At 68.7% G+C, this 24,873-nt stretch carries 25 protein-coding genes; 13 read left to right on the top strand and 12 right to left on the bottom strand.

Annotated elements, in window-relative coordinates; genetic code table 11:
• Positions 1-101 precede the first annotated feature (101 nt).
• Together BLR51_RS22170 and BLR51_RS22165 are read right to left on the bottom strand one after the other, a co-directional pair.
• Positions 102-1,448 carry a DNA-packaging protein gene (locus tag BLR51_RS22170; RefSeq protein WP_089851116.1) on the bottom strand — a complete coding sequence of 449 codons (1,347 nt, stop codon included), beginning with the start codon at positions 1,446-1,448 and terminating at the stop codon, positions 102-104.
• A complete protein-coding gene (locus BLR51_RS22165) occupies positions 1,387-1,725 on the bottom strand; it encodes a hypothetical protein (RefSeq protein ID WP_089851115.1) in 339 nt (112 codons plus the stop codon). Before BLR51_RS22165 ends, BLR51_RS22170 begins: the two co-directional genes overlap by 62 nt.
• Positions 1,726-2,019: 294 nt before the next feature.
• Between BLR51_RS22165 and BLR51_RS22160 the strand changes: the two genes are divergently transcribed.
• The 4 genes from BLR51_RS22160 to BLR51_RS22145 all read left to right on the top strand — a co-directional run bounded on the left by BLR51_RS22160 (position 2,020) and on the right by BLR51_RS22145 (position 4,196).
• Positions 2,020-3,207, top strand: a complete 1,188-nt coding sequence (locus BLR51_RS22160; RefSeq protein WP_089851113.1) for a pyridoxal phosphate-dependent aminotransferase — start codon at positions 2,020-2,022, stop codon at positions 3,205-3,207.
• Positions 3,204-3,554: a TfoX/Sxy family protein gene (locus BLR51_RS22155; protein ID WP_089851111.1), complete on the top strand. Its 351-nt coding sequence runs from the start codon at positions 3,204-3,206 to the stop codon at positions 3,552-3,554. The genes BLR51_RS22160 and BLR51_RS22155 overlap by 4 nt, the downstream gene beginning before the upstream one ends.
• Positions 3,555-3,621: 67 nt before the next feature.
• Positions 3,622-3,795: a YqaE/Pmp3 family membrane protein gene (locus BLR51_RS22150; RefSeq protein WP_089851109.1), complete on the top strand. Its 174-nt coding sequence runs from the start codon at positions 3,622-3,624 to the stop codon at positions 3,793-3,795.
• Positions 3,796-3,809: 14 nt separating this feature from the next.
• Positions 3,810-4,196, top strand: a complete 387-nt coding sequence (locus BLR51_RS22145; RefSeq protein WP_089851107.1) for a DUF4112 domain-containing protein — start codon at positions 3,810-3,812, stop codon at positions 4,194-4,196.
• Positions 4,197-4,289: 93 nt separating this feature from the next.
• Here the strand turns inward: BLR51_RS22145 and ndk are convergent, their stop codons facing one another.
• Entirely contained in the window at positions 4,290-4,712 is a 423-nt protein-coding gene (gene ndk, locus BLR51_RS22140) for a nucleoside-diphosphate kinase (RefSeq protein WP_089851105.1), read from the bottom strand.
• 278 nt (positions 4,713-4,990) lie between these two features.
• On the opposite strand from ndk, the gene BLR51_RS22135 reads away from it, so the two are divergent.
• From BLR51_RS22135 to BLR51_RS22125, 3 genes are all read left to right on the top strand, one after another.
• The gene (locus tag BLR51_RS22135; RefSeq protein WP_089851104.1) at positions 4,991-6,847 is read left to right on the top strand and encodes an ABC-F family ATP-binding cassette domain-containing protein; all 1,857 of its coding nucleotides are present in this window, start codon (positions 4,991-4,993) and stop codon (positions 6,845-6,847) included.
• 122 nt (positions 6,848-6,969) lie between these two features.
• The gene (locus BLR51_RS22130) at positions 6,970-7,587 is read left to right on the top strand and encodes a MarC family protein (RefSeq protein ID WP_089851102.1); all 618 of its coding nucleotides are present in this window, start codon (positions 6,970-6,972) and stop codon (positions 7,585-7,587) included.
• A 60-nt stretch (positions 7,588-7,647) separates the two neighbouring features.
• Positions 7,648-8,232 (top strand): retropepsin-like aspartic protease family protein, encoded by a 585-nt coding sequence (locus tag BLR51_RS22125; RefSeq protein ID WP_089851100.1) that lies wholly within the window; start codon positions 7,648-7,650, stop codon positions 8,230-8,232.
• Positions 8,233-8,237: 5 nt separating this feature from the next.
• Here BLR51_RS22125 and BLR51_RS22120 read toward each other — a convergent pair whose 3' ends face one another.
• The gene (locus tag BLR51_RS22120; protein WP_089851098.1) at positions 8,238-8,696 is read right to left on the bottom strand and encodes a DNA polymerase III subunit chi; all 459 of its coding nucleotides are present in this window, start codon (positions 8,694-8,696) and stop codon (positions 8,238-8,240) included.
• Positions 8,697-8,699: 3 nt separating this feature from the next.
• Positions 8,700-10,193, bottom strand: a complete 1,494-nt coding sequence (locus BLR51_RS22115) for a leucyl aminopeptidase (RefSeq protein WP_089851095.1) — start codon at positions 10,191-10,193, stop codon at positions 8,700-8,702.
• 154 nt (positions 10,194-10,347) lie between these two features.
• On the opposite strand from BLR51_RS22115, the gene lptF reads away from it, so the two are divergent.
• From lptF to rsmA, 6 genes are all read left to right on the top strand, one after another.
• Entirely contained in the window at positions 10,348-11,460 is a 1,113-nt protein-coding gene (gene lptF / locus BLR51_RS22110) for an LPS export ABC transporter permease LptF (RefSeq protein ID WP_089851093.1), read from the top strand.
• Positions 11,457-12,551 carry an LPS export ABC transporter permease LptG gene (lptG, locus tag BLR51_RS22105; RefSeq protein WP_089851091.1) on the top strand — a complete coding sequence of 365 codons (1,095 nt, stop codon included), beginning with the start codon at positions 11,457-11,459 and terminating at the stop codon, positions 12,549-12,551. The genes lptF and lptG overlap by 4 nt, the downstream gene beginning before the upstream one ends.
• Entirely contained in the window at positions 12,548-14,698 is a 2,151-nt protein-coding gene (locus BLR51_RS22100; protein WP_089851089.1) for an LPS-assembly protein LptD, read from the top strand. Before lptG ends, BLR51_RS22100 begins: the two co-directional genes overlap by 4 nt.
• Positions 14,689-15,915: a peptidylprolyl isomerase gene (locus BLR51_RS22095; RefSeq protein WP_089851087.1), complete on the top strand. Its 1,227-nt coding sequence runs from the start codon at positions 14,689-14,691 to the stop codon at positions 15,913-15,915. The genes BLR51_RS22100 and BLR51_RS22095 overlap by 10 nt, the downstream gene beginning before the upstream one ends.
• Positions 15,912-16,880, top strand: coding sequence for a 4-hydroxythreonine-4-phosphate dehydrogenase PdxA (gene pdxA / locus BLR51_RS22090; protein ID WP_089851085.1), 969 nt, complete (start codon positions 15,912-15,914; stop codon positions 16,878-16,880). The genes BLR51_RS22095 and pdxA overlap by 4 nt, the downstream gene beginning before the upstream one ends.
• 207 nt (positions 16,881-17,087) lie before the next feature.
• On the top strand, positions 17,088-17,927 hold the full coding sequence (gene rsmA / locus BLR51_RS22080; protein WP_089851080.1) for a 16S rRNA (adenine(1518)-N(6)/adenine(1519)-N(6))-dimethyltransferase RsmA: 840 nt from the start codon (positions 17,088-17,090) through the stop codon (positions 17,925-17,927).
• 86 nt (positions 17,928-18,013) lie between these two features.
• Here the strand turns inward: rsmA and BLR51_RS22075 are convergent, their stop codons facing one another.
• From BLR51_RS22075 to BLR51_RS22045, 7 genes are all read right to left on the bottom strand, one after another.
• Positions 18,014-18,772 (bottom strand): DUF4167 domain-containing protein, encoded by a 759-nt coding sequence (locus BLR51_RS22075; RefSeq protein ID WP_089851078.1) that lies wholly within the window; start codon positions 18,770-18,772, stop codon positions 18,014-18,016.
• A gap of 231 nt (positions 18,773-19,003) precedes the next feature.
• Positions 19,004-19,846 carry a peptide chain release factor N(5)-glutamine methyltransferase gene (prmC, locus tag BLR51_RS22070; RefSeq protein ID WP_089851075.1) on the bottom strand — a complete coding sequence of 281 codons (843 nt, stop codon included), beginning with the start codon at positions 19,844-19,846 and terminating at the stop codon, positions 19,004-19,006.
• Positions 19,843-20,889 carry a peptide chain release factor 1 gene (prfA, locus tag BLR51_RS22065; protein ID WP_089851073.1) on the bottom strand — a complete coding sequence of 349 codons (1,047 nt, stop codon included), beginning with the start codon at positions 20,887-20,889 and terminating at the stop codon, positions 19,843-19,845. The genes prmC and prfA overlap by 4 nt, the downstream gene beginning before the upstream one ends.
• Positions 20,890-20,934: 45 nt before the next feature.
• A complete protein-coding gene (locus BLR51_RS22060; RefSeq protein WP_089851071.1) occupies positions 20,935-21,345 on the bottom strand; it encodes a DUF1499 domain-containing protein in 411 nt (136 codons plus the stop codon).
• Positions 21,346-21,505: 160 nt separating this feature from the next.
• Complete coding sequence (gene speB, locus BLR51_RS22055) at positions 21,506-22,465, bottom strand: agmatinase (protein ID WP_089851069.1); 960 nt, start codon at positions 22,463-22,465, stop codon at positions 21,506-21,508.
• 5 nt (positions 22,466-22,470) lie between these two features.
• A complete protein-coding gene (locus tag BLR51_RS22050; RefSeq protein WP_089851067.1) occupies positions 22,471-23,637 on the bottom strand; it encodes a M20 aminoacylase family protein in 1,167 nt (388 codons plus the stop codon).
• A 49-nt stretch (positions 23,638-23,686) separates the two neighbouring features.
• The gene (locus BLR51_RS22045) at positions 23,687-24,847 is read right to left on the bottom strand and encodes a M20 aminoacylase family protein (RefSeq protein ID WP_089851065.1); all 1,161 of its coding nucleotides are present in this window, start codon (positions 24,845-24,847) and stop codon (positions 23,687-23,689) included.
• Between the last annotated feature and the right edge of the window lie 26 nt (positions 24,848-24,873).

Raw genomic sequence — 24,873 nt, 5'->3', positions numbered from 1 at the left:
GCGCAACACCCCCTCCCAGTTTCTTCTGACCTGAAATATCCCGGGGGAGGCTGCGCGCAGGCGCAGCCGGGGGCAGAGCCCCCAGCCCCGCCCCGACAGGGCTAGAGCGACCGGATGCCCGGTCGTTTCCAGCCCTCCGCCGCCCCGCAGATCAGCTCGGTCAGCGCCCAGACCAGCGCATCGACCCGGTCGGGCGATCCCTGCCCCTCATAGCCGCGCGCGGTCATCAGCCCCATCTGCTCTTCCAGCGCGGGAAAGGCGCGGGCATGGCCGACCCGCCCCTGCTCGTAAAGCGCCGCCACCGGTTCGGCGCGCAGCACCTTGCCGCGCGTCGCCGTGACCTTGCGCAGCGGCAGGTTGGGGGCCACCTGCCGCAGCACCGCCTCCACCATGGCGCCCCCCTGATTGACCTCCGCCACGATCCGGTCGGCCTGCCAGCGCTCAAAGGCCGCAACCGCGGCCCCCGCCCAGCCCAGCGGCCCCAGCCCCTGCACGCTGGCATCCTCCAGCACCACGGCACGCCATGCCTGCGGCGGCCCCTCGCAGATCACCCCCGCCACCACGATGCCGCAGGCATCCGCCGCCTTGCCCTCACCGGCGGGCGGATCCACCGCCACCACCACCCGGTCGAACGCCTCGGGCAGCGCCGCGCCCTGCGCCCGCTCCAGCACCTCCTGCGTCCAGAGCGCGCCGTCCACATCGCTCACCAGCACGCCATCCAGTTCCTGCCGGGCCAGACGGCTGTTGCCATAACGCGCCCGCACCTCCTCCAGGAAAGAGGCGGCCAGATTGGCGCGGTTCGCCTCGGTCCGCGCCCGCGTCACCACGGTCGACGGCAGCGCCAGCAGATCTTTCAGCACGCCGACATTGCGCGGCGTGGTGGTGACACAGACCTGCGGATGCACCCCCAGCCGCAGCGCAAACTGCAGCATGTCCCATGTGTCGCGCGCCTTTTTCCACTTGGCCAGTTCATCGACCCAGGCCGCATCGAACTGCGGGCCGCGCAGCCCCTCGGGATCATGCGCCGAAAACGCCATGGCCTCGGCGCCATTGGGCCAGACCAGACAGCGGCGCGTGGCGCTCCAGTCGGGACGCCGGTCGGGGGGCGAACAGGCAAGGATGCCGCTTTCGCCAAAGATCATCACCTCGCGCACCTGATCCAGCGTTTCGCCCACCAGCGCCACGCGGCGGCAGCGCCCGGGCGTAAGCGGCAGCGCGCCCTCGACCTGCGCGCGCACCCATTCCGACCCGGCGCGGGTCTTGCCCGCGCCGCGCCCGCCCATGATGACCCAGGACCGCCAGTCCCCCTCGGGGGGCAGCTGGTGGTCCATGGCCCAGAAGTCGAACAGAAAGGGGAGTGCAAGGCACTCCCCCTCCGTCAGATCCTCAAGAAACCTCGCCTGCACCGCAGCACCGGCGGAGGCGAGCCATGCGGCACCCGATCTCATGGCGGGCCCGGTCAAGGTCAAGCGCCCAGTCTCCGGCGATCCCTTTCTGCTTACGTCTGACATTGGCGATCTGCGCCTCCGTTTCGTGCGAAGCCCTCAGCCAGTAGCGGAGATCGCCCAGCAGTTTGCCAGCCTCCGTCTTGTTGGTGCCTTCCCCCGCCTCCAGCTGCAGCAGCAGACGCGTCAGCGCCTCGCTGGACTCCCGCAGCAAGACCGCGATCCTCTCCCGCTCGTGTTCGAGTCGGGAAAGTTCTTCTTCGATGTGAACAAGGATCATGCTCGATACCTTTCGTGCCTGAATATTATCGTTGTCCCTCCAGGCGAGCGGAACGAAAAAGCGGCCACTGGGATCAGACCCGGGGGCCACCTGCCCATTTCGTCCAGCAGGCCCAAGAGCTACGCCCAACCGGGCAGAAAGTCAATTCCGGGGCAGCGAACGCCGAAGCCTAAGTGCCTGTTCAGACATATAAATTCCGCCTTAACCCCAGCGGACGCCACCCAAACCATCAAGCCCGCTTGCGCTTTTGGCAGCGCGCTGGCAGGCTCCGCACGCAGCTATCGGAGCCCGCCCATGCCCAGCCTGTCTTCCCGGATCTCCAGCCTCAATGCGGGCGGCAGCGACGGCTGGGGCATCTTCTACAAGGCCCGCGCGCTCAAGGCGCAGGGTGCCGCCGTGATCGAACTGACCATTGGCGAACCGGACGCCCGCACCGATCCCGCGATTCTCGACGCGCTCAGCGCCTCGGCGCGGGGCGGCCATACCGGCTATGCCGTGGTGCCCGGCATTCCCGCGCTGCGCGATGCCATCGCCGCGCGCCTGACCCGCCGCACCGGCGTGCCCACCACCCGCGACAACGTGCTTGTCACCCCCGGCGGGCAGTCGGCGCTGTTTGCCGCCCATATGGCCGCCTGCGATCCCGGCCAGACCGCCCTGATGGTCGAGCCCTATTATGTCACCTATCCCGGCACGATCCGCACGGCAGGCGCGCGGCCCGTGGCCGTGCCCACCGATCCCGCCCGCGGCTTCCTGCCCGATCCCGCCCCGCTGGCGCGGATCGCGGCGCAGACCGGCGCCGCCTCGCTGCTGGTCAACACCCCCAACAATCCCACGGGCGCCGTCTATCCCGCCGCCACGCTTGCAGGCATCGCCGAGGTGGCGCAGGCGCAGGATCTGTGGCTGATCTCCGACGAGGTCTATGACACCCAGATCTGGCAGGGCCAGCATCTGAGCCCGCGCGCCCTGCCCGGCATGGCCGAGCGCACGCTGGTGGTGGGCTCGCTGTCGAAAAGCCACGCCATGACCGGCAGCCGCATCGGCTGGCTGGCGGGCCCGGCAGAGGCCCTGGCGGCGCTGGTCGATCTGGCCACCAACACCACCTACGGCGTGCCCGGCTATATTCAGGACGCGGCACTTTTCGCCCTGACCCAAGGGCCCGATCTGGAACAGCGCATCGCCGCCCCCTTCCGCCGCCGCCGCGATCTGGCGCGGCAGATCCTTGGCGCGCAGCGCGTGGTGCGGCTGATGCCCTCGGACGGGGCGATGTATCTGTTCCTCGACATCCGGGCCACCGGGCTCTCTGGCGAAGGCTTCGCCGAGGCGCTGCTCGACAGCCAGCGGATCGCGGTAATGCCGGGCGAAAGCTTCGGCCCCTCGGCGGCGGGATTCGTGCGCGTGGCCCTGACCCTGCCCGATGACCTGCTGGCCGAGGCGCTGCAGCGGATCTGCAGCTTTGCCGCCGGACGGGCGCAGGCAGCATGAGCACCCCGGTCTCCAGCCTGCGCAACCTTGGCCCCGCAACCGAAGCCGCCTGCGCCCGCGCCGGGATTCCCGATGCCGAAACCCTGCGCGCGCTTGGCGCGGATGAAACCTACCGCCGCCTGCTGGCCTCGGGCACCCGTCCGCATTTCATCAGCTATTACGTGCTGCACATGGCGCTGATGGGCCGCCCGTGGAACGACTGCCGCGGCAAGGAAAAAGAGGCGCTGCGCCTGCGCTTCGACGCGCTGGTGGCGGGGGTGGCCGCAAAGCGCGCGCCCGACGCGCCCCCCGCGGGGATCGAGGCGATCCTGAACGACATCGGCGTGCTGCCCGCCCCGCCCGTCTGAGCACCGACGGAACCTTCCCCGGTCCCGCGTGTTGGATCCGTGACCTTTTTTGAAAACGGAGTTCACAATGGATCTTGTGCGCATCATCGTCGCCATCCTGCTGCCGCCGCTTGGCGTGTTCCTGCAGGTCGGGCTTGGCAAACATTTCTGGATCAACATCCTGCTGACCCTTCTGGGCTATATCCCCGGCATCGTGCATGCCATCTGGATCATCGCCCGCACCGGCCCGCGCACGGTCTGAGCCGGACCTGGCCGATGACCGCCGCACAGGATTTTGACCGGCTGGCCCGGGTAGAGCGGCTGGCGCGGCGCATGGACCGCGCCTTCCGCCTGCCCTTCACCCGCATCCGGCTGGGCTGGGATGCGATTCTGGGCCTCGTGCCCGGGATCGGCGACACGCTGGCGCTGCTGCCCGCCGTGTGGATCCTGAAAGAAGCCCGCGACATGGGGGCGCCAAACCCCCTGCTGGCGCAGATGGCGGGCAATATGGGGGTCGACTGGCTGATCGGCCTCGTGCCGTTTCTGGGTGACATCTTCGACGTGGGCTTCCGCGCCAACCTGCGCAACACGGCGCTGCTGCGCCGCTGGCTGGAACAGCAGCACGGCAAGCCGGAGCTGCGTCCCGAAGTCAGCCGCGTGTGAGCGCAGAGCGCTCAACCTGCCCGACCCTGACCCCGCACACAAAAAAAGGGGCGCCAGACTGGCGCCCCTTTCTGCATCATGTCGCGGGACAGGTCAGCCGACCAGTTCGGTCCCGGCGAAGAAATAGGCGATCTCGGCTGCGGCGGTTTCCGGCGCGTCCGAACCGTGCACGGAGTTTTCGCCAACCGACTCGGCGAATTCGGCGCGGATGGTGCCCGCATCGGCATCGGCGGGGTTGGTGGCGCCCATCACTTCACGGTTCTTGGCCACGGCGCCTTCGCCTTCCAGCACCTGCACCACGACGGGGGCAGAGGCCATGAACTCGCAGAGTTCGTCATAGAAGGGACGCTCGGCGTGAACCTTGTAGAATTCGCCAGCCTGAGCCTTGGTCAGGTGAATGCGCTTCTGCGCGATGATGCGCAGGCCCGCTTCTTCGAACTTGGCATTGATCTTGCCGGTCAGGTTGCGGCGCGTTGCGTCGGGCTTGATGATCGACAGGGTGCGTTCGACGGACATTTGAGTCTCTCCATATCGCAAGGCCGGGCAAGGGGCCCGGCCGGTATTCGCTGGTGTGGGCGTTAACACGGGGCGGCGGGATTGGGAAGCCCCAGAAGGGGGCAAGCGCGTCTGGCCCAGGGGCGGGCGCTGACCCTGAAGCTGCCCCGGAAGGAAGGGGGGCGCTGCCCCCCGAGGCCTGCGGCCTCTCCCCCCGGGATATTTTTGCCAAGAAGAAGCCGCAGCCTCGACTGCGATGGGGGATTTTGTCCGCCCGCGGGCTCTGCTAAGGGCTGCCCATGCTCAGGATCGAAGACATCTCTTATTCCGTCGAAGGCCGCCCTCTGTTCGAGGGTGCCTCCGCCACCATTCCCGCCGGTCACAAGGTGGGGCTTGTCGGGCCCAACGGTGCTGGCAAGACCACGCTGTTCCGGCTGATCCGGGGCGAGCTTACGCTGGATGGCGGGGTCATCGACCTGCCCGCCCGCGCCCGCATCGGCGGCGTCGCACAGGAGGCGCGCGCCTCGGACGTGTCGCTGATCGACACGGTGCTGGCCGCCGACACCGAACGCGCCGATCTGATGGCCGAGGCCGAGACGGCCACCGACGCGCATCGCATCGCCGAGGTGCAGACCCGGCTGGTCGATATCGACGCCTGGTCGGCGGAGGCTCGGGCCGCCTCCATCCTCAAGGGGCTGGGTTTTGACGAGGCGGCGCAGCAGCGGCCCTGCTCGGCCTTCTCGGGCGGCTGGCGGATGCGCGTGGCGCTGGCGGGGGTGCTTTTTGCCGAACCCGACCTGCTGCTGCTCGACGAACCGACCAACTATCTGGACCTTGAAGGCGCGCTCTGGCTGGAAAGCTATCTGCAGCGCTATCCGCATACCGTCATCGTCATCAGCCACGACCGGGGCCTGCTGAACCGCGCGGTGGGGGCGATCCTGCATCTGGAGGAGCGCAAGCTGACGCTTTATCAGGGCGCCTATGACACGTTCGCGCGCACCCGGGCCGAACGCCGCGCGGTGATCGCCGCCATGGCACGCAAGCAGGATGACCGCCGCGCCCATCTGCAGAGCTTTGTCGACCGCTTCCGCGCCACCGCCTCCAAGGCGCGGCAGGCGCAGGCCCGCGTCAAGATGCTCGAAAAGATGGAGCGGATCACCGCCCCCGAGGAAGCCGCCAAGCGCGTGTTCAGCTTCCCGCAGCCCGACATGCTGTCGCCGCCGATTCTGGCGCTGGAGGAGGCCTCCACCGGCTATGGCGACACCGTGGTGCTGCGGAACCTGTCGCTGCGCATCGATCAGGACGACCGCATCGCGCTTCTGGGGCGCAACGGTCAGGGCAAATCCACCCTGTCGAAGCTGCTGGCCGACCGGCTGGAGCTGATGGGCGGCACCATGGCGCGCAGTTCCAAGCTGCGCATCGGCTATTTCGCCCAGCATCAGGTCGACGAGCTGCATCTGGACGAGACGCCGCTGCAGCATGTGCAACGCGAACGCCCCGACAGCCCGCCCTCCAAGTTGCGGGCGCTGCTGGCGGGATTCGGACTGGGGGCCGCGCAGGCGGAGACCGAGGTCGCGCGGCTGTCCGGCGGGCAGAAGGCGCGGCTGTCGCTGCTTCTGGCGACGCTTGATGCGCCGCATCTGCTGATCCTTGACGAACCGACCAACCACCTTGACATCGAAAGCCGCGAGGCGCTGGTCGAGGCGCTGACCGCCTATTCCGGCGCGGTGATCCTTGTCAGCCACGACATGCACCTGCTGGGGCTGGTGGCGGACCGGCTGTGGCTGGTCAAGGATGGCACCGTCACGCCCTACGAGGATGACCTTGACACCTACCGCACGCTGCTGCTGACGCAGGACAAGCCCGCCAAGCCGGAAAAACCGGCCGCGCCCAAGCCGCGCAAGGCCACGCGGGACGAGCTGATGGCGCTGCGCGCCGAGGCCCGCAAATGCGAGGAGCGCGTGACCAAGATCGAGGACATGCGCGAAAAGCTGGCGGCGAAACTTGCCAACCCCTCGCTTTACGAAGAGGGCCGCGCCGGAGAGCTGGAGACATGGAACCGCAAATACGCGGAAGTCATGGAAGGCCTGCACCGCGCCGAGGCAATGTGGGAACGCGCGCTGGAAAAGCTGGAAGGCGCGCAGCGGCAGGGCTGACGGCGCGGGGCGGCCCCCCTTCCGGGAGCGGGCTGCCCGCGCAGACGCCACCCGCCGCAGACGCGGCGCGCCCGTCCCAAGCCGCGATGGACAAGCCCTCTGCCGCAGGGCTAGGGTTGGGCATGGATCCGGCCTTTCTCATCAGCGCCTTTGCCACGCTTTTTGTGGTGATCGACCCGATCGGGCTGACGCCCGTGTTCATCGCGCTGACGCCCGGTGCCGATGCGGCGCATCGCCGGGCGGTGGCGGTGCGGGCCTGCGTGATCGCGCTGCTGGTGCTCACGCTGTTCGCGTTTTTTGGCGAGGCGGTGCTGGGTTTCATCGGCATCTCCATGCCCGCCTTCCGCATCGCGGGCGGCATCCTGCTGTTCCTGACCGCGCTCGACATGCTGTTCGAACGCCGCACCCGGCGGCGCGAGGACAAGGCGACGCCGGAGCCGCAGCCCGATCCATCGGTGTTTCCGCTGGCCATTCCGCTGATCGCCGGTCCCGGGGCCATCGCCTCGATGATCCTGCTGGTGGGGCAGACCGGCTCGCTGCCGGGGGCGCTGGCGGTGATGGGCGTGCTGCTGGTGGTGCTGGCGCTGGTGCTGGGCCTGTTTCTGGCGGCGGGATTTCTGGAACGGGCGCTGGGGCATACCGGCATCGTGGTGGTCACCCGCCTGCTCGGCATGCTGCTGGCCGCGCTGTCGGTGCAGTTCGTGCTGGACGGGCTGCGCGACGTGGCGGCCTTCGGCTGAGACTGGCAGAAGCCCGGCCCCGCGCCTACATCAGACGGGACGCAGGACGGGGGAACGCGGATGTCAGGCTTTGATCTGGGACGGCTGGGCTATCTGGGCCTGCTGCTGGCGGTGCTGGTGATCTGGATGTTCGTCCAGCATCGCGGCCAGCTGGCAAAAAGCCTGCAGCAGCTGGCGGCATGGGGGCTGATCTTTGTCGCCGTGCTGGCGGCGATCGGGCTCTGGGAAGACATCCGTCACACGGTGATGCCGCAGCAGGCGGTCTTTGCCGAGGCCGGGCGGGTCGAACTGCCCCGCGCCCCCGACGGCCATTACTATGTGACGCTCGACATCAACGCGGTGCCGGTGCGCTTCGTGGTCGATACCGGCGCCACCGGCATGGTGCTGACGCGCGAGGATGCAAGCCGCGCGGGCCTTCACCCCGAGGATCTGATCTTTCACGGGCAGGCGATGACCGCCAATGGCGCGGTGATGACCGCCCCCGTCCGGCTTGACAGCGTGGGGCTCGGGCCGTTCGAGGATCGCGGCGTCCGCGCCTTCGTCAATGGCGGCGAGATGGGCCAGTCGCTTCTGGGCATGAGCTATCTGCAGCGCTTCGACCGGCTGGAAATCTCGGGCGGGCGGATGGTGCTGGAACGAGGCTGACCCGCTCAGCTTTCCGCCTTTTTCTTCCAGCTGCCCGACTCTTCGGACCAGTATTGCGCGGCACAGCCTGCGGCGGTCAGGCTGCGCCACAGCCCGCGCGCCGCCTGCAGGGCCTGGGTGTCGTTGCCGTCGAACAGGATGCAGGTCCGTTCCATCCGCCCCGCCTCCTCGGCGGAGACGGCGGCGCCGTCCACCGCCATCAGGCAGGCGGGATCGTTGGGCAGATCACCCCGTTCGGTCAGCAGCACGGGCTGCAGCGCGTCATGCGGCCCGCCCGCGCGGCCATGCGGCAGGAACCCGTCCTCCGGCCCCAGCCACAGCTTTTCATCCAGCCAGTCCAGCCGCGCCGGATCGGTGCCGCGCACCACCACCCGCCAGCCCGCCGCCAGCGCGCGGTCCAGCAGCATGGGCAGCGTCGCCTCCAGCGGGCGCTGCGTCAGGTGGTAGAACATCGCCACCCCCATGGCTCAGCCCTCCGCGTCGGTCTCGGCCTCGGGCCGCGTCTCGAACCGGGCGCGCACCAGCCGGTCCAGCGTCAGCACCCCCCAGCCGGTCGCCCCCTTGGGCGCCAGCAGCGAGTCGGTCTTGAGCGAGGCGACCCCGGCGATGTCCAGATGGATCCACGGCACGTCGTCCTTGACGAAACGCTTGAGGAACTGCGCGGCGGTGATCGACCCGCCGGGCCTGCCGCCGATGTTCTTCATGTCCGCGATGGGCGATTTCAGCATGTCGTCATAGGCCTGCGCCAGCGGCATCCGCCACGCGCCCTCGCCCTCGGTCTGGGCGGTGCGCAGGAACTGGCCGCAGAACGTGTCCTCGTTGGAATAGACGGCGGCGTTCTCGTATCCCAGCGCCACGATGCAGGCGCCGGTCAGGGTGGCCAGATCGACCATCGCGGCGGGCTTGATCACCTCCTGCGCATACCAGAGCACGTCGCAGAGCACGAGCCGGCCTTCGGCATCGGTGTTGAGGATCTCGATCGTGTCGCCCTTCATCGACCGCACCACGTCACCGGGGCGCATCGCGGTGCCGGAGGGCATGTTTTCCACCAGCCCGACCAGCCCCACCACATGCGCGCTGGCCTTGCGCAGCGCCAGCGCCTTCATCACGCCCGCGACGACACCCGCGCCGCCCATGTCCATGGTCATGTCTTCCATGCCCGCGCCGGGCTTCAGCGAAATCCCGCCCGTGTCAAAGACCACGCCCTTGCCCACCAGCACCAGCGGCGCATCCTCGGCGCCGCGCCAGCGCATCACCACCAGCTTCGACGGCGAGGCCGAACCTTCGCCCACGGCCAGCAGCGCGTTCATGCCCAGATCGCGCATCTGCGGCTCGTCCAGCACCTCGACCTCCACCCCCAGATCGCGCAGCGCCTCCAGCCGGGTGGCGAATTCGGTGGTGGTCAGCACGTTGGCGGGCTCGTTCACCAGATCGCGGGTGAAGGTCACGCCTTCGGCCACGGCCAACACCGGGGCGGCGGCGGCGGCCACCTCTTCGGGCTTGGAGCACTGGAAGCTTGCCGCCCCCAGCGGCTCGCCGCGCTCGCTTTTATGATCGGTGAAGGCATAGCCGCGCAGCGCCAGACCCAGCGCCACCTGCGGCACGCGCGCCAGATTTTCCGCCAGCACCACCAGCGGCTTGGCCCCCGCCATGCGCGCCAGCGACGCCCCGGCGCGGCGCGCCTCGGTCAGGCCGGGCCTGCGCTCCAGCCGGATCAGGTGCAGCGCCTCGGCCGCCATGCCCGCAGGCCAAGCCAGCGTCACGCCCTCGCCCTCGGGTTTCTTGGCCCAGCTTTCCGCCGTGGTGGCCCGCGTCAGGGCGCCGCGCGTCAGCCGGTCCAGCCGCCTTGCCGCACGCCCCAGCTTCCCGTCCGCCCCCACAAATACCGCCACATGGCCCGCCACCGTGGCCAGCGGATCCAGATCCACCGGGTCGAACGCGATGCTGCGCAGTCTGGTCATGCCACCTCTCCCTTTCAGGCGTCTCATTGCCCCTAGTGGTAGTGTGCCGCCCGGCTCTTGGCCAGACATACCTTTTCCCCCGCGACGCGACGCATTAAGGTCGCGGGAAGCAGCGAACGGGGGACATCACGGCGTGCAGAGATTCGACAGATACATGCTGTCGCAGCTCATGGTCCTGTTCGGGTTTTCCGCTCTGGTTCTGGTGCTGGTCTACTGGGTCAACCGCGCGGTGACCCTGTTCGGGCGGCTGATCGCCGACGGCCATTCGGGGGGCATCTTTCTGGAATTCACCGCCCTCAGCCTGCCGGCGGTGGTGGCGATCGTGCTGCCGATGGCGGGCTTCGCCGCCTCGGTCTATGTCACCAACCGCGCCTCCAACGACTCGGAACTGACCGTGGTGCAGGCGGCGGGCTATTCGCCGTGGCGGCTGGCGCGGCCCGTGCTGGCCTTCGGGCTGATCATCGGCACCATGATGGCAATCCTGACCCATGGGCTGGTCCCCGCCTCGGTGGCGCAGCTGCGCGAGCGCGAGGCAGAGATCTCGGGCTCGGTCTCGGCGCGGCTGCTGCACGAAGGCACCTTCCTGCATCCCGTCTCCGGCGTCACCTTCTACATCCGCGACATCACCCCCGAGGGCGAACTGCAGGACGTGTTCCTGTCCGACCGCCGCAGCCCGGAGCGCACCGTGACCTATACCGCCCGCGCCGCCTATCTGCTGCGCGACGGCGACACCACGCGGCTCGCCATGGTGTCGGGCATGGCGCAGACGCTGCAGGAGGCAACGCAGACCCTTTCCACCACCAATTTCGACGATCTGACCTATGACATTTCCGGCATGATCACCGCCGATGACCGTCCGGGCCGCCGCGCCCGCCAGATCTCCACTTGGGAGCTGCTGACTCGCACCGAGGCCGTGGCCGAAGAGGTCAATGATAGCCCCGGCGAGATCCTCGAAGAGGCGCATATGCGTTTTGAACAGCCGCTGCTTTGTGTGGTGGCGGCGCTGATCGGCTATGCGGCGCTGATGACCGGCGGGTTTTCGCGCTTCGGCGTGACCAAGCAGATCGTCGGCGCCATCTTCCTGCTGGTGCTGCTCAAGATCGTGGAAAGCGCCGTGGCCGATCCGGTGCGCGACCGCGCCGCGCTCTGGCCGCTGATCTATGTGCCAAGCCTGCTGGGCATGACCATCACGGCGGGGCTGCTCTGGCGCGCTGCCAGTCCGCGCCGCCCGCGCCGGAACGCGCCGCCGCAGGAGCAGACGGCATGATCCTGCATTTCTATTTCGCCCGGCGCTTCCTGAAGTTCTTCCTCAGCATCTTCACCGTTTTCGCGCTGTTTCTGGGTCTGGTCGATCTGGTCGAACAGCTGCGCCGCTTCGACGAGACGGTGAGCTTCGGGCAGGTGGTGCAGATCACCCTGCTGAAGCTGCCGGAGGGGCTTTATACCATCCTGCCGCTGGTGATGATCCTCGCCACGGTGGCGCTGTGCATTTCGCTCGCGCGCAGTTCGGAACTGGTGGTCAGCCGCGCGGCGGGCCGCTCCGGTCTGGCGGCGCTGATGGGCCCGGTCGGCGTGGCGCTGGCGCTGGCGCTGCTGGCGGTGGCCATGCTGAATCCCATCGTCGCCGCCACCTCCAAACGCGCCGCCGATCTGGACGAGGCATGGCGCAATGACAGCGGCTCGGTGCTGTCCATCGGCCCCGAAGGCCTGTGGCTGCGGCAGGGCGGTCCCGAAGGCCAGATCGTGATCCGCGCCGCGCGCACCAATCCCGATGCCTCCGTGCTTTATGACGTGACCTTCGTGGATTACACCGCCGAGGGCGGGCCCGAACGCCGCATCGAGGCCGAGGAGGCGCGGCTGTCGGGGGGCGACTGGCTGCTGACCAAGGCCAAGCAATGGCCGCTGACCGCGGGCCTTAACCCCGAAACCGGCTCCGAAAGCTATGACGAACTGCGCCTGCCCTCGACGCTGACGCAGGACGGCATCCGCGACCGCTTCGGCGAGCCCTCCGCCATTCCGGTCTGGGAACTGCCCCGCTTCATCCGCGGGCTGGAGGAGGCGGGCTTTTCCGCGCGCCGCCATGTGGTCTGGCTGCAGATGGAACTGGCACAGCCGGTGTTTCTGGTGGCCATGGTGCTGGTGGCGGCGGGCTTCACCATGCGCCCCAGCCGTCTGGGCCGCACCGGTGTTGCGGTGCTGTCGTCGATCCTGCTGGGCTTCGGGCTTTATTACATCAGGAATTTTGCGCAGATCCTCGGCGAGAACGGGCAGCTGAACCCGATCGTTGCCGCATGGATTCCCCCCGTCGCTTCGCTGCTGCTGGCGTTGGGGCTGGTGCTGCAGATGGAGGAAGGATGACCCCCCGCACCCGTGCGCTTGCCGCAGCCCTGGCCCTTGGCCTGCCGCTGACGCTGCCGTTTCCCGCGCTGCTGCACGCGCAGGCCACCGCCGAAACGCAGTCCAGCGCCGCGCTGCTGGTCGCGGATCAGGTGTTTGTCGAAGATGGCAGCCGCCTTGTCGCCACCGGCAATGTCGAGGCGCTGCAGGACGGCACCCGCCTGACCGCGCGCCGCATCACCTATGACCAGAAGGCCGACACGCTGCAGATCGAAGGCCCTCTGCGGCTGACCGATGCCAGCGGCAACCTGCTGCTGGCCGACAGCGCCGAACTGGACGAGGGCCTGCGCAACGGCATCCTGCAGGGCGCCCGCATGATCATGGACGAACAGCTGCAGCTGGCCGCAGTGGAGGCGCGCCGCGAGGCCGACCGTTTCACCCAGCTGTCGCGCGTCGCCGTCACCTCCTGTCAGGTCAGCGGCCCGAACGAAGTGCCGCTGTGGCAGATCCGGGCGCAGCGCGTCGTGCATGACGAGGAAGCCCGCCAGCTTTATTTCGAAGGCGCGCAGCTGCGCGTGCTGGACGTGCCGGTGTTCTGGGTGCCCAGCCTGCGCCTGCCCGATCCCACCCTGAACCGCGCGCGCGGCTTCCTGATCCCCAGCGTGCGCAGTTCCACCCTGCTGGGCTTCGGGGTGAAGCTGCCCTATTTCATCCCGCTTGGCCCGCATCAGGACGTGACGCTGACCCCCTATGTCTCGCCGGTGACCAAGACGCTGGAAGCGCGCTACCGCCGCGCCTTCGCCAATGGCGATCTGGAGGTGAACGGCGCGCTGACCCGCGACACGCTGCTGGATGACGAACTGCGCGGCTATGTCTTTGCCGAAGGCGGCTTTGCGCTGCGGAGCGGGTTCGATCTGGACTTCGATCTCAAGGCGGTGACCGACGAGGCCTATCTCAACGATTACGACTATGCCTCGCTTGAACGGCTCGACAGCAGCGTGACCCTCAGCCGGGCGCGGTCGCGCGACCTGTTCCGCACCGGGCTCACGCATTACCAGTCGCTGCGCGCCAGCGAACAGGACGCGCTGCTGCCGTCATGGATTCTGGATCTGGGCTATGAGCGGCGCTTCTTTCCCGCCCGGCTTGGCGGCGAGTTCCGGCTGGGCACCGATCTGCACGGCCATTACCGGCAGTCCGAGGAGGACGAGCTGGGGCGCGACGTGGCGCGGCTGACCGCCGAGGCCAGCTGGCGGCGGCGCTGGACCCTGCCCGGCGGCCTGCGCGCGGGCGTGCTGACCGAGCTTTGGGTGGACCGTTTCGCCATCCGGCAGGACTCCTCCGCCGAAAGCGACGTGACCCGCGCCACCCCCGGCGTGGCACTGGATCTGCGCTGGCCGCTGGTCCGGCAGGCCGCCGAGGGCCGCACCCTGCTGGAGCCGCTGCTGCAGTTCGGCTGGGTCGGCGGCAGCCGTCCCGACATTCCCAATGACGAAAGCACCCGCCCGGAATTCGACGAAGGCAACCTGCTGTCGCTGCAGCGCTTTTCCTCTCCCGACCGGCGCGAGCACGGGCGCACGCTGGCCGCTGGCCTGCGCATGCTGCACGAAGCCCCCGCAGGCTGGACCACGGGTCTGGTGCTGGGCCGGGTCTGGCGCGACGAGCTGGAGGACGAGTTCACCCGCTCCTCCGGGCTTGATTCGCGCGATTCCGACTGGCTGGTGGCGGGCCGCTTCACCAATCCGCTGGGGCTCAGCATTTCGGCGCGCGGCCTTCTGGACGAACGCGCCGAGTTCAACAAGGCCGAGGCGCGCGGGGGCTGGTCCAACTCCCGGCTGGATTTTGGCGCCTCCTATGTGCTGCTGGTCAACGATCCCGAGGAAGACCGCGACGAGACGCAGGCCGAATGGTCGCTGGACGGCACGTGGCGGATCGATGCCAACTGGACCGGCGACACCGAATGGCGCTACGACCTTGCCGACCAGCGGCTTGACCGCGCGGCCCTTGGCCTGCAATACCGCAACGAATGCGTCCAGGTGGGCTTTTCGGTCTCGCGCCGGTTTGCCTCCTCCACTAACCTGGAACCGTCCACCGATTTCGGCCTGACCGTGGCGCTGACTGGGTTCGGCACTGCGGAAAGCGCCAAGGAGTATCGACGCACATGCAAGTGATGTCCGCCCGCCTTTTCCGCAGCGTGATTCTGGCTGCAGGGCTTGCCCTGTCCCCCGCCATGGCGCCCGCGCAGGGTCTTTTCTCCCCGGCGATCCAGGTCGATGACATGGTCATCACCAATTACGAGATCGACCAGCGCGCCCGCATGATCGAGGTGCTGAACCAGCCCGGCGATCCGCAGACCGAAGCCCGCCAGCAGCTGATCGACGACCGGCTGCGGATGCAGGCCGCCCTTGATGCCGGGATCGACCCCACCGAGGAACAGGTGCTGGACGGCATGACCGAATTCGCGGGCCGCGCCAATCTCAGCCGCGAGGAGTTTCTGGCGGCACTGGCGCAGGGCGGCGTGGCCGAGGAAACCTTCCGCGATTTCGTGCGGGCGGGCTTTGCATGGCGCGAACTGGTGCGCGCGCGGTTTCAGGCCCGCGCCGATGTCTCGGAGGCCGAGATCGACCGCGCCCTGTCGCGCAGCGGCGGCGGGTCCGACGTGCGGGTGCTGCTGTCGGAAATCATCATGCCGATGCCGGCGGGTCAGGAAGAGGCCGTGCGCGCCCGCGCCAGCCGCATCGCGCAGATGCGGTCGGAATCCGAATTTTCCGCGCAGGCCCGCGAATATTCCGCCACCGCCACCCGTGGCGAAGGCGGGCGCCTGCCGTGGCAAGATCTGACCGAACTGCCGCCGGTGCTGCAGCCGCTGATCCTCGGGCTTGCGCCCGGCGAGGTGACCCAGCCCATCCCGATCCCCGGTGCCATCGCGCTGTTCCAGCTGCGCGGGCTGGAGGAGTCGGGCTACACCCCGGCAGAGGTCGCGTCGGTGGATTATGCCGCCTATTACCTGCCCGGCGGGCGCTCTGCCGAAACGCTGGCCCGCGCCCGCGTGCTCGCCAGTCAGGTCGACCGCTGCGACGATCTTTACGGCGCGGCCAAGGGCCAGCCGCCCGAGGTGCTGGAACGGGTGACCCTGCCCCCCGCCGAGATCCCCACCGATGTCGCCTATGAGCTGTCGAAGCTCGATCCCGGCGAGGTTTCCACCGCGCTGACCCGCGCCAATGGCCAGACGCTGGTGTTCCTGATGCTGTGCAACCGCACCTCTGCCGTGGCCGAAGGCGCGGATCGCGATCAGGTGCTGAACGGGCTGCGCAACCAGCGTCTCAGCCAGCTTGCCGACAGCTATCTGGCCCAGCTGCGCGCCGATGCGCGCATCGTGGAGCGATGAGCCCGGCCCCCATCGCGCTCAGCTGCGGCGAACCTTCGGGCATCGGCCCCGAACTTGCCGAAGCGGCATGGGAGGCGCTGCGCGACAGCCTGCCGTTTTTCTGGATCGGCGCGCCCGGACATCTGCCGGGCCGGGTGCCGCATGTGATCGTGGACCATCCGCGAGAGGCGGTCGCGGCCTCGGCCCGCGGCCTGCCGGTGCTGGCGCTCGACATGCCCGGCCCCCGCGTGCCCGGCACGCCGCAGCCCGCGCAGGCGGCGGGCGTGGTCGCCGCGATCGAACGCGGTGTTGCGGCCTGCCAGAGCGGCGAGGCGGCGGCGCTCTGCACCCTGCCCATTTCCAAACAGGCGCTGGCCGAAGGCTGCGGCTTTGCCTTTCCCGGCCATACCGAATTTCTGGCGCATCTGGGCGGCGTGCCCGAGGTGGTGATGATGCTGGCCTGCGATGCGCTGAAGGTGGTGCCCATCACCATCCATATCGCGCTGTCCGACGTGCCCGCCGCCCTGACCCCCGCGCTGCTGGAGGCGCGGCTGCGGCTGACCCATGACGCCATGGCGGGCTTTGGCGTGCCGCAGCCCCGCATCGCCGTCGCCGGGCTCAACCCGCATGCGGGCGAAGGCGGGCGCATGGGCCATGAGGAGATGACGCTGATCACCCCGGTGCTGGAACGGCTGCGCGCCGAGGGGCTGGATCTGCGCGGCCCCCTGCCCGCCGACACCATGTTCCACGCCGCCGCCCGCGCCCGCTATGACGTGGCGGTCTGCATGTATCACGATCAGGCGCTGATCCCGGTCAAGACGCTGGGGTTTGACGAGGGGGTGAACGTGACGCTGGGCCTGCCCTTCGTGCGCACCTCGCCCGATCACGGCACCGCCTTTGACATCGCCGGCAAGGGGCTGGCCAATGTCGCCTCGACCCTCGCCGCCCTGCGCATGGCGCGGGACCTGTCCTTGGGCCGGGGATGAAGGGTCTGGAGTTTGGGGGCTCTGCCCCCGTCCGACATGGGCGGACAGGACTTGACGAAGGGGGCTCTGCCCCCGTCCGTCAAAGACGGACAAGACGAGAAGAAGGGGGCTCTGCCCCTGTCCGCCGGGGGCGGACTCCCCCGGGATATTTTTGCCAAGAAGAAGCGGCGGAGGCAGCCTGCCGCGCCACAGGAGACGAGGTGAGCCATGGCCGCCATTGACGGGCTGCCGCCGCTGCGCGAGGTGATCGCCAGCCACGGGCTGAGCGCCAAGAAATCGCTGGGGCAGAATTTTCTGCTGGATCTCAATCTGACCGCGCGGATCGCGCGGGCGGCGGGGGATCTGTCGGGCATGGACGTGCTGGAGGTCGGGCCCGGCCCCGGCGGGTTGACCCGCGGGCTTCTGGCCGAGGGCGCGCGCCGGGTGCTGGCGGTGGAAAAGGACAGCCGCTGCCTGCCCGCGCTGGCCGAGATCGCCGCCGCCTATCCCGGGCGGCTGGAGGTGATTTCCGGCGATGCGCTGGAGGTGGACGCGCTGGCGCATCTGCGCCCGCCCATCGCGATCTGTGCCAACCTGCCCTATAATGTCGGCACCGAACTGCTGGTGCGCTGGCTGACGCCGCGCGACTGGCCGCCGGTCTGGAGCACGCTGACCCTGATGTTCCAGCGCGAGGTGGCCGAGCGGATCGTGGCGCAGCCGGGATCCAAGGCCTATGGTCGGCTGGCGCTGCTGGTGCAGTGGCGCTGCGAGGCGCGCATCGTGCTGTCCCTGCCGCCCGAAGCCTTTACCCCGCCGCCCAAGGTTTCCTCGGCGGTGGTGCATCTGAAGGCCCTGCCCGAGCCGCGCTATCCCGCCGATGCGGCGGTGCTGGAGCGGCTGGTGGCCGCCGCCTTCAACCAGCGCCGCAAGATGCTGCGCGCAGCGCTGAAGGGGCTCGCCCCCGATATCGAGGCGCGGCTGGAAGCGGCGGGCATCGCTCCCACCGAACGCGCCGAACAGGTGTCGCTGGAGCAGTTCTGCCGTCTGGCCCGCGAACTGGCGCGCTGATCCGGCCGTAACGGCAAGACCACCAGACAGCAGAAGGCCCCGTCCTTGCGGCGGGGCCTTCCTGTCTGCAGCAGCCGGTGGCGGCGTTATTCCGCCGCGTCGGGTGCCGAACTGGCCGAGGGCGCGGCATCAGCCGCGGTGTCGGACTTGCGGCTGCGCGGCTTGCGCGGGCGCTTCGGCTTGTCCTCGGATTTGGGTGCGGCCTGCTCTGCCGCGGGCTCTGCGGCGTCGGCGGGTTTCGGCGCGGGCTTGGCGCCGCCACGGCTGCGCGAGCGCGGCGCGGGGCGTTCGGCGGCAGGCTCCGGCTTGACCTCGGCGCGGTCCTCGGGCGTTTCCACCAGACCGCTTTCGCTGTCATCCGCGCCCAGATCCAGCACGTCGGGCTGGTCGCCAAAGCCGGGCGTGGCGCGCTGCGGCTGCTCCGGTTCGCGCGGCGGCTGCGGGGCTGCGGCGGGTGCGGCGTTTTCGGCGCCGTCATCCTGATCGCTGCGGCCCTGCTGCTGCGGGTCACGGTCGCTGCGGTCGCCCCGGTCGCGGTCGCGCTGCGCCTGCCGGTCGCGGTTTTCGCGTTCCTGCTGTTCGCGGCGCTGATCCGCTTCTTTCTGGGCCTCGGACAGCATCCGCATGTAATGTTCCGCGTGCTGTTGAAAATTCTCCGCAGCGACACGGTCATTGCCCAGAGAGGCGTCGCGCGCCAGCTGGTTATACTTGTCGATGATCTGCTGAGGTGTACCGCGCACCTTTCCCTCGGGACCACTGCTGTCAAACACGCGGTTGACAACATTCCCAAGCGGATTGCGGTTGCGGTTGTTCTTCGACCGCGAGCGGGATTTCGATGATCGCATCTTGTCTGCTATCAGCCTTGTATCTGACTGTCCCTGTAACCGCTGGGCTGCGCCGGATGCGGCGCTGTCTTCCTGCCCGTGGTCACACCAATGTCGGGTTGGTGTCGGGCGGGACCGCCGTAAAGCATCCACCGCGCCGACCCCTCCTGCTAACCATGTCAGGCCGGGCCTGACAAGGGAAAAACGCCGCGAATGCGCGGTTTTCCACCGGATTTCCCGGGGATCCCGGTGTCAAACCGCTTGCAGGCGCCCGCTGACGACCCGGCTGCGCCCGTCCAGATCGGGCAGCACCGCGATGTCGCAGAGCCCGGCTGCGGCAAAAAGTCCGGCCACCGCATCACCCTGCAGCGGGCCGATTTCGACCATCAGCGCGCCGCCCGCCGCCAGATGCCGCAGCGCACCCGCCGCAAGGACGCGATAGGCGGAGAGCCCGTCGGCATCATCGGTCAGCGCCATGCGCGGTTCATGGTCCAGCACCTCGGGCGCGAGACCGGAAAGTTCGGCCTGCGCGATATAGGGCGGGTTCGACACGATCAGATCGAAGCGGGCCTCGGGCTCCACCGCATCCCACCAGCTGCCCTGCGCGAAGCGGGCGCGCGGGGTCAGACCCAGCGCTGCGGCATTGCGCTGCGCCACCGCCAGCGCCGGATCCGACAGATCGGTGCCGATCCCCTTGGCCTGCCGCCGTTCCGCCAGCAGGGTCAGCAGGATGCAGCCCGAGCCGGTGCCCAGATCCAGCACCCGGGCAAAGCGCCGCTCCAGCGCCGCGCCGATCAGCGTTTCGGTTTCGGGGCGCGGATCCAGCACATCCGGCGTGACATGGAAATCGCGACCATAAAAGGCACGCCGCCCGGTCAGATGCGACACCGGTTCGCGCGCGGCGCGGCGGGCGACCAGCGCATGGAACCGCTCCGCCACTTCGGGGGGCAGCGGGTCGGGCAGCGCCAGCGTCAGCCGCGCGGGCGACAGATCAAGCGCATGGGCCAGCAGGCGGCGGGCATCGCGGGCGGCATCGGGCACCCCCGCATGGGCCAGAAGGCGCAGCGCCTCGCCCAGATGCTGGGCGCCGGTCATGCCATTTCCGCCAGCAGGCTGGCCTGCGCATCGGCGGTCAGCGCGCTGATGATCTCGTCCAGATCGCCGCCAAGGATCGCCTCCAGCCGATAAAGCGTCAGCCCGATGCGGTGGTCGGTCATGCGCCCCTGCGGGAAATTGTAGGTGCGGATGCGTTCAGAGCGGTCGCCGCTGCCCACCTGCGCCTTTCGCGCCCCGGCGCGCGCGTCGGCGGCCTTCTGGCGTTCCATGTCGTATAGCCGGGCCCGCAGGACGTTCATGGCGATCTCCCGGTTGCGGTGCTGCGATTTCTCCGAGGAGGTGACGACGATGCCCGACGGGATATGCGTGATGCGCACGGCGGAATCGGTGGTGTTGACGTGCTGCCCGCCCGCGCCGGAACTGCGCATGGTGTCGATGCGGATGTCGCCGGGGGCGATGTCGATGTCGACCGCCTGCGCTTCGGGCAGCACGGCCACGGTGGCGGCAGAGGTGTGGATGCGCCCGCCCGATTCCGTTTCCGGCACGCGCTGCACCCGGTGCACGCCGGATTCGTATTTCAGCCGGGCAAACACGCCCTCGCCTTCGATCCGCACCACCAGTTCGCGCAGGCCACCAAGTTCGGTCGGCTGATCCTCGATCACCTCCCAGCGCCAGCCCTGCGCTTCGGCATAGCGCTGATACATCCGCGCCAGATCGGCGGCAAACAGCGCCGCCTCCTCGCCACCGGTGCCGGGGCGAATCTCGAGAATGGCGGGGCGGGCATCGGCGGCGTCGCGCGGCAGCAGCGACAGCTGCAGGGCGCGTTCGGCCTCTGGCAGGCGGGCGCGCAGGCGCGGCAGTTCCTCTTCGGCCAGCGCCCGCATCTCGGGATCGGCAAGCAGCGCCTCGGCCTCGGCCAGATCGGCCTGCAGGCGGTGCCATTCCGCGATCTGGTCGACCACGGGGCGCAGTTCGGAATATTCGCGGCCAAGGGCGGCGATGTCACCACCCCCCGTGGCCATGCGGGCCTCGAGAAACTCGAACCGTTCGCGGATCTGCTGGAGTCTGTCATTGGGGATCATGGCTTTCCATTCCCCATTGCCGCGCGGCGGTCAAGTGGACTGGGCCTACTCCTCGCGGTAAAGCTCGGAAAGCCAGATTTCCACGCGGTCGCGGTTCACCCCCATGTCGGACTGGCCGAAGCGCTGGCGGGCGTAAAGCTCCAGCTCGCCCTCCTCCAGCTGCACGGTGGTGTAATCGGGAAACCCCATCCATTTCGAGCGCGACACATAGGTGACGCGGCCCTCGCCCGGGCTGCCCGCCAGCACCTCGGTGCGCGGGGTTTCAAGGATGATGCGGTGCAGCGCCTGAAAGCTGGTCTCGCCCCCCGGAATGCGGCGGCGCACGCCCCCCGCCAGATCCTGATCCGCAGTCACCTGCGGATCGACATTCCACACCGCCGGATCCGAGGGCGCAAGCCGGATCCATGCCAGCCCGCCCAGCACGACAAGCACGATCAGCCAGAACAGTTTGCGCAAGGCCGCGCTCCTTTTGTCTGTCGGGGCCCGCACGGGGGCGCGCGGGGGTCCGTTTTCCTGCGGCCCGCGCGCCCGTCATGGGCCGCTTTTGCCTGATTCCACGATTCCCCGCGGCGGGCAAACCCTACGCGGGCACGCTCGCGGGAAGTTGCCGATATTGTTACCGCCGGGTCCAGCCCCAGAGGCAGAGCAGTTCGGTTGCCACATGCGCCCCCATGATGGCGGTGGCGCCGGTGGTGTCAAAGGGCGGCGATACCTCGACCACGTCGCCGCCGACCATGGTGATGCCCGCAAGATCCCGCAGGCAGACCGCCGCCTGATGGCTGCTGAGCCCGCCCCAGACCGGGGTGCCGGTGCCGGGGGCAAAGGCGGGATCCAGCGCGTCGATGTCGAAGGTCACATAGACCGGATGATCGCCGACGATGGCCCGCGCCCGTTCCGCGATGGCCTCCGGCCCGGCGCGATGCACCTCGCGCGCGTCAAGGATGTGAAAGCCCAGCGTGTCGGGATTGTCGGTGCGGATGCCGATCTGGACCGACCGCGCGGGATCCACCAGCCCCTGCTTCACCGCCTTATACATGAAGGTGCCGTGGTCGATGCGGTCGAAATCGTCATCGGCCCAAGTGTCGGTATGGGCGTCGAACTGGATCACCGACAGCGGCCCGTATTTGGCGGCATGGGCGCGCAGCAGCGGCAGGGTGATGGAATGATCGCCCCCCAGCGTCACCAGCGCCGCCCCCTGATCGAGGATCCCCTGCGCATGCGCCTGCAGCGTGGCCGGAAAGGCGGGCACATTGGCATAGTCGAAGGCCAGATCGCCTACATCCGCGATGGCGAATTCCGACAGCACGTCATAACCCCAGCCATAAGGCGCGTCGCAGGGCTGCAGCGCGCTCGCCTCGCGGATCGCGCGCGGGCCAAAGCGGGTGCCGGTGCGGTTGGTCACCGCCTGATCGAAGGGCACGCCGGTCACGGCAATGTCCACGCCGCGCAGATCCTTGGTGTATTTGCGGCGCAGGAACGAGGTGGCGCCGCCAAACACGTTCTCGAAACTCGGCCCCTTGAGGTCGTCGCGGGTGAAGGCGTGGTCCACTTGGGTCTTGGCGTCTTCCAGTGCCATCGGGCTTACTCCTGAAGCGGCAGCGCGGTTTCGATCAGCCGCGCAAAGAAGCTGGCGCCAACGGGGGTGATGGCGTCGTTGAAGTCATAGGCGGGGTGGTGGCAGTTGGGCGTGTCCCCCTGCCCAAGAAACAGGTAGGCGCCGGGACGCGCCTGCAGCAGATAGGCAAAATCTTCAGCAGCCATAATGGGATCGCAGGCGTCGTTCACGCGATCCGCCCCCACCACGTCCCTCGCGACGGCGGCGGCGAAGCGCGCCTGATCGGGGTGGTTGATGGTGGCGGGATAGCCCCGGTCATATCGCAGCCGCGCGGTGCAGCCAAAGACCTGCGCCTGAGCCTGCGCGATTTCGGTGATGCGGCGTTCCGCCAGATCCCGCGCCTCGGGCGAGAAGCTGCGCACCGTGCCGCCCAGCCATGCGGTGCCGGGAATGATGTTGTGGCTGGTGCCCGCATGCACTTCGGTGACAGAGATCACCAGCCGGTCGAGCGCGCTGACATTGCGCGCAAGGATGCTGTTGATCGCCTGCACCATGGCCACGGCGGCAGGGATCGGATCGGCGGCGCGATGCGGTTCGGCGCCATGGCCGCCCTGCCCGTCGATGTCGATGCGGAAGCTGTCGGCAGAGGCCAGAAGCGCGCCGGGATTGGTCAGCAGATGGCCCTCGGGATCGCCCGGGGCGTTGTGCAGGCCGTAAACCTCGGCGATGTCGAAGCGGTCCATGATGCCCGCCTCGACCATGGCCAGCCCGCCTGCGCCGCCTTCTTCGGCGGGCTGGAAGATCAGCGCCACCCGCCCGGCGAAATTGCGGGTCTCGGCCAGATATTTGGCCGCCCCCAGCAGCATGACGGTATGGCCGTCATGACCGCAGGCATGGGACATGCCCGGCACGGTGGAGGCATGGTCGGCCCCCGACAGATCGTTCATCGGCAGCGCGTCCATGTCGGCGCGCAGCCCGATGGTGCGCCCCGGCGCGCGGCCCTCGATGATCGCCACCACGCCGGACTGCGCGATGCCTTCGTGGATTTCTGAGATGCCGAATTCCCGAAGCCTTTCAACCACAAAGGCGGCGGTCTTCACGCAGTCGAACAGCAGTTCCGGATGGGCATGCAGATGCCGGCGCCATGTCTTCAGCTGCTCCGCATCGGCGGCGATGGAATTGATGACCGGCATGTCTGTCCTCCGTGGCGTGGGTTTTCGGCCCCTCTGTCCCGCAATCGGCTCAGCCGCGCAAGGGCTGCCGCGTCTCGATCAGCTTGACGAAATACGAGGCGCCAAGCGGGGCCGCCTCGTCGTTGAAGTCGAATTTCGGATGATGCACCGACGCGCCGACCCCTTGACCCAGATAGACAAAGGCACCCGGCCGCGCCTCCAGCATATAGGAGAAATCCTCGGCCCCCATGCTGGGCGCGATGTCCTCGTCCACGGTGGTGACCACGCCGCGCGCCACTTCGGCGGCAAAGCGGGTCTGGTCGGCATGGTTGACGGTGGGCGGATAGTTGCGCTGGTAATCCAGATCGGCGGTCAGTCCATAGGCCGCCGCCTGCCCGGCCACGATCTCGCGCATGCGGCGTTCGGCCATGTCGCGCACATCGGCGTCAAAGCTGCGCACGGTGCCCGCCATATAGACGGTTTCGGGAATGACATTGGTGGCCGACCCGCCCTGCACCGTGGTCAGCGACACCACCAGCGATTTCAGCGGATCAAGGTTGCGCGCCGGGACCGACAGCAGCGCCTGCCCGATGGCCAGCGCGCAGGGGATCGGATCGACGCATTGATCGGGATGGGCGGCATGGCCGCCGCGCCCGGTCAGGCGCAGTTCGAAATCATCCACCGCCGCCATCAGCGGACCGGGCCGGGTGGCGATCACGCCCAGATCGGCGCCGGGATCGGTATGCAGCGCATAGACTTCGGAGATGCCGAAGCGGTCCATGATGCCCTCTTCCACCATGATCCGCCCGCCGCCGATGGTTTCCTCGGCGGGCTGGAAGATCAGCGCGACGCTGCCCGTAAAATTCCGCGTCTCGGCCAGATAGCGCGCGGCCCCCAGCAGCATGGTGGTGTGGCCGTCATGGCCGCAGGCATGCATCCGCCCCGGCACGGTCGAGGCCCATGGCGCGCCGGTTTCCTCGGTCATCGGCAGCGCGTCCATGTCAGCGCGCAGGCCGGTCACCGGGCCCTCGCCCTGCCCGTGGATGATCGCGACCACGCCCGAGGTGGCAATGCCCTCGTGGATCTCGTCCACCCCGAACTCGCGCAGCCGTTCGGTGACAAAGGCGGCGGTCTGGTGGCAGTCAAGGCTCAGTTCCGGATGCTGGTGCAGATGGCGGCGCCATGTGCGCATGTCGTCCGCAAATTCGGCGATCCGGTTGACGATGGGCATGGGTGGACTCCTGTAGGGCTCTCGGG

The sequence above is a fragment of the Salipiger marinus genome (genome assembly GCF_900100085.1).
Classification (GTDB): domain Bacteria; phylum Pseudomonadota; class Alphaproteobacteria; order Rhodobacterales; family Rhodobacteraceae; genus Salipiger; species Salipiger marinus.
This window is presented reverse-complemented; position numbering and strand designations above follow the sequence as displayed.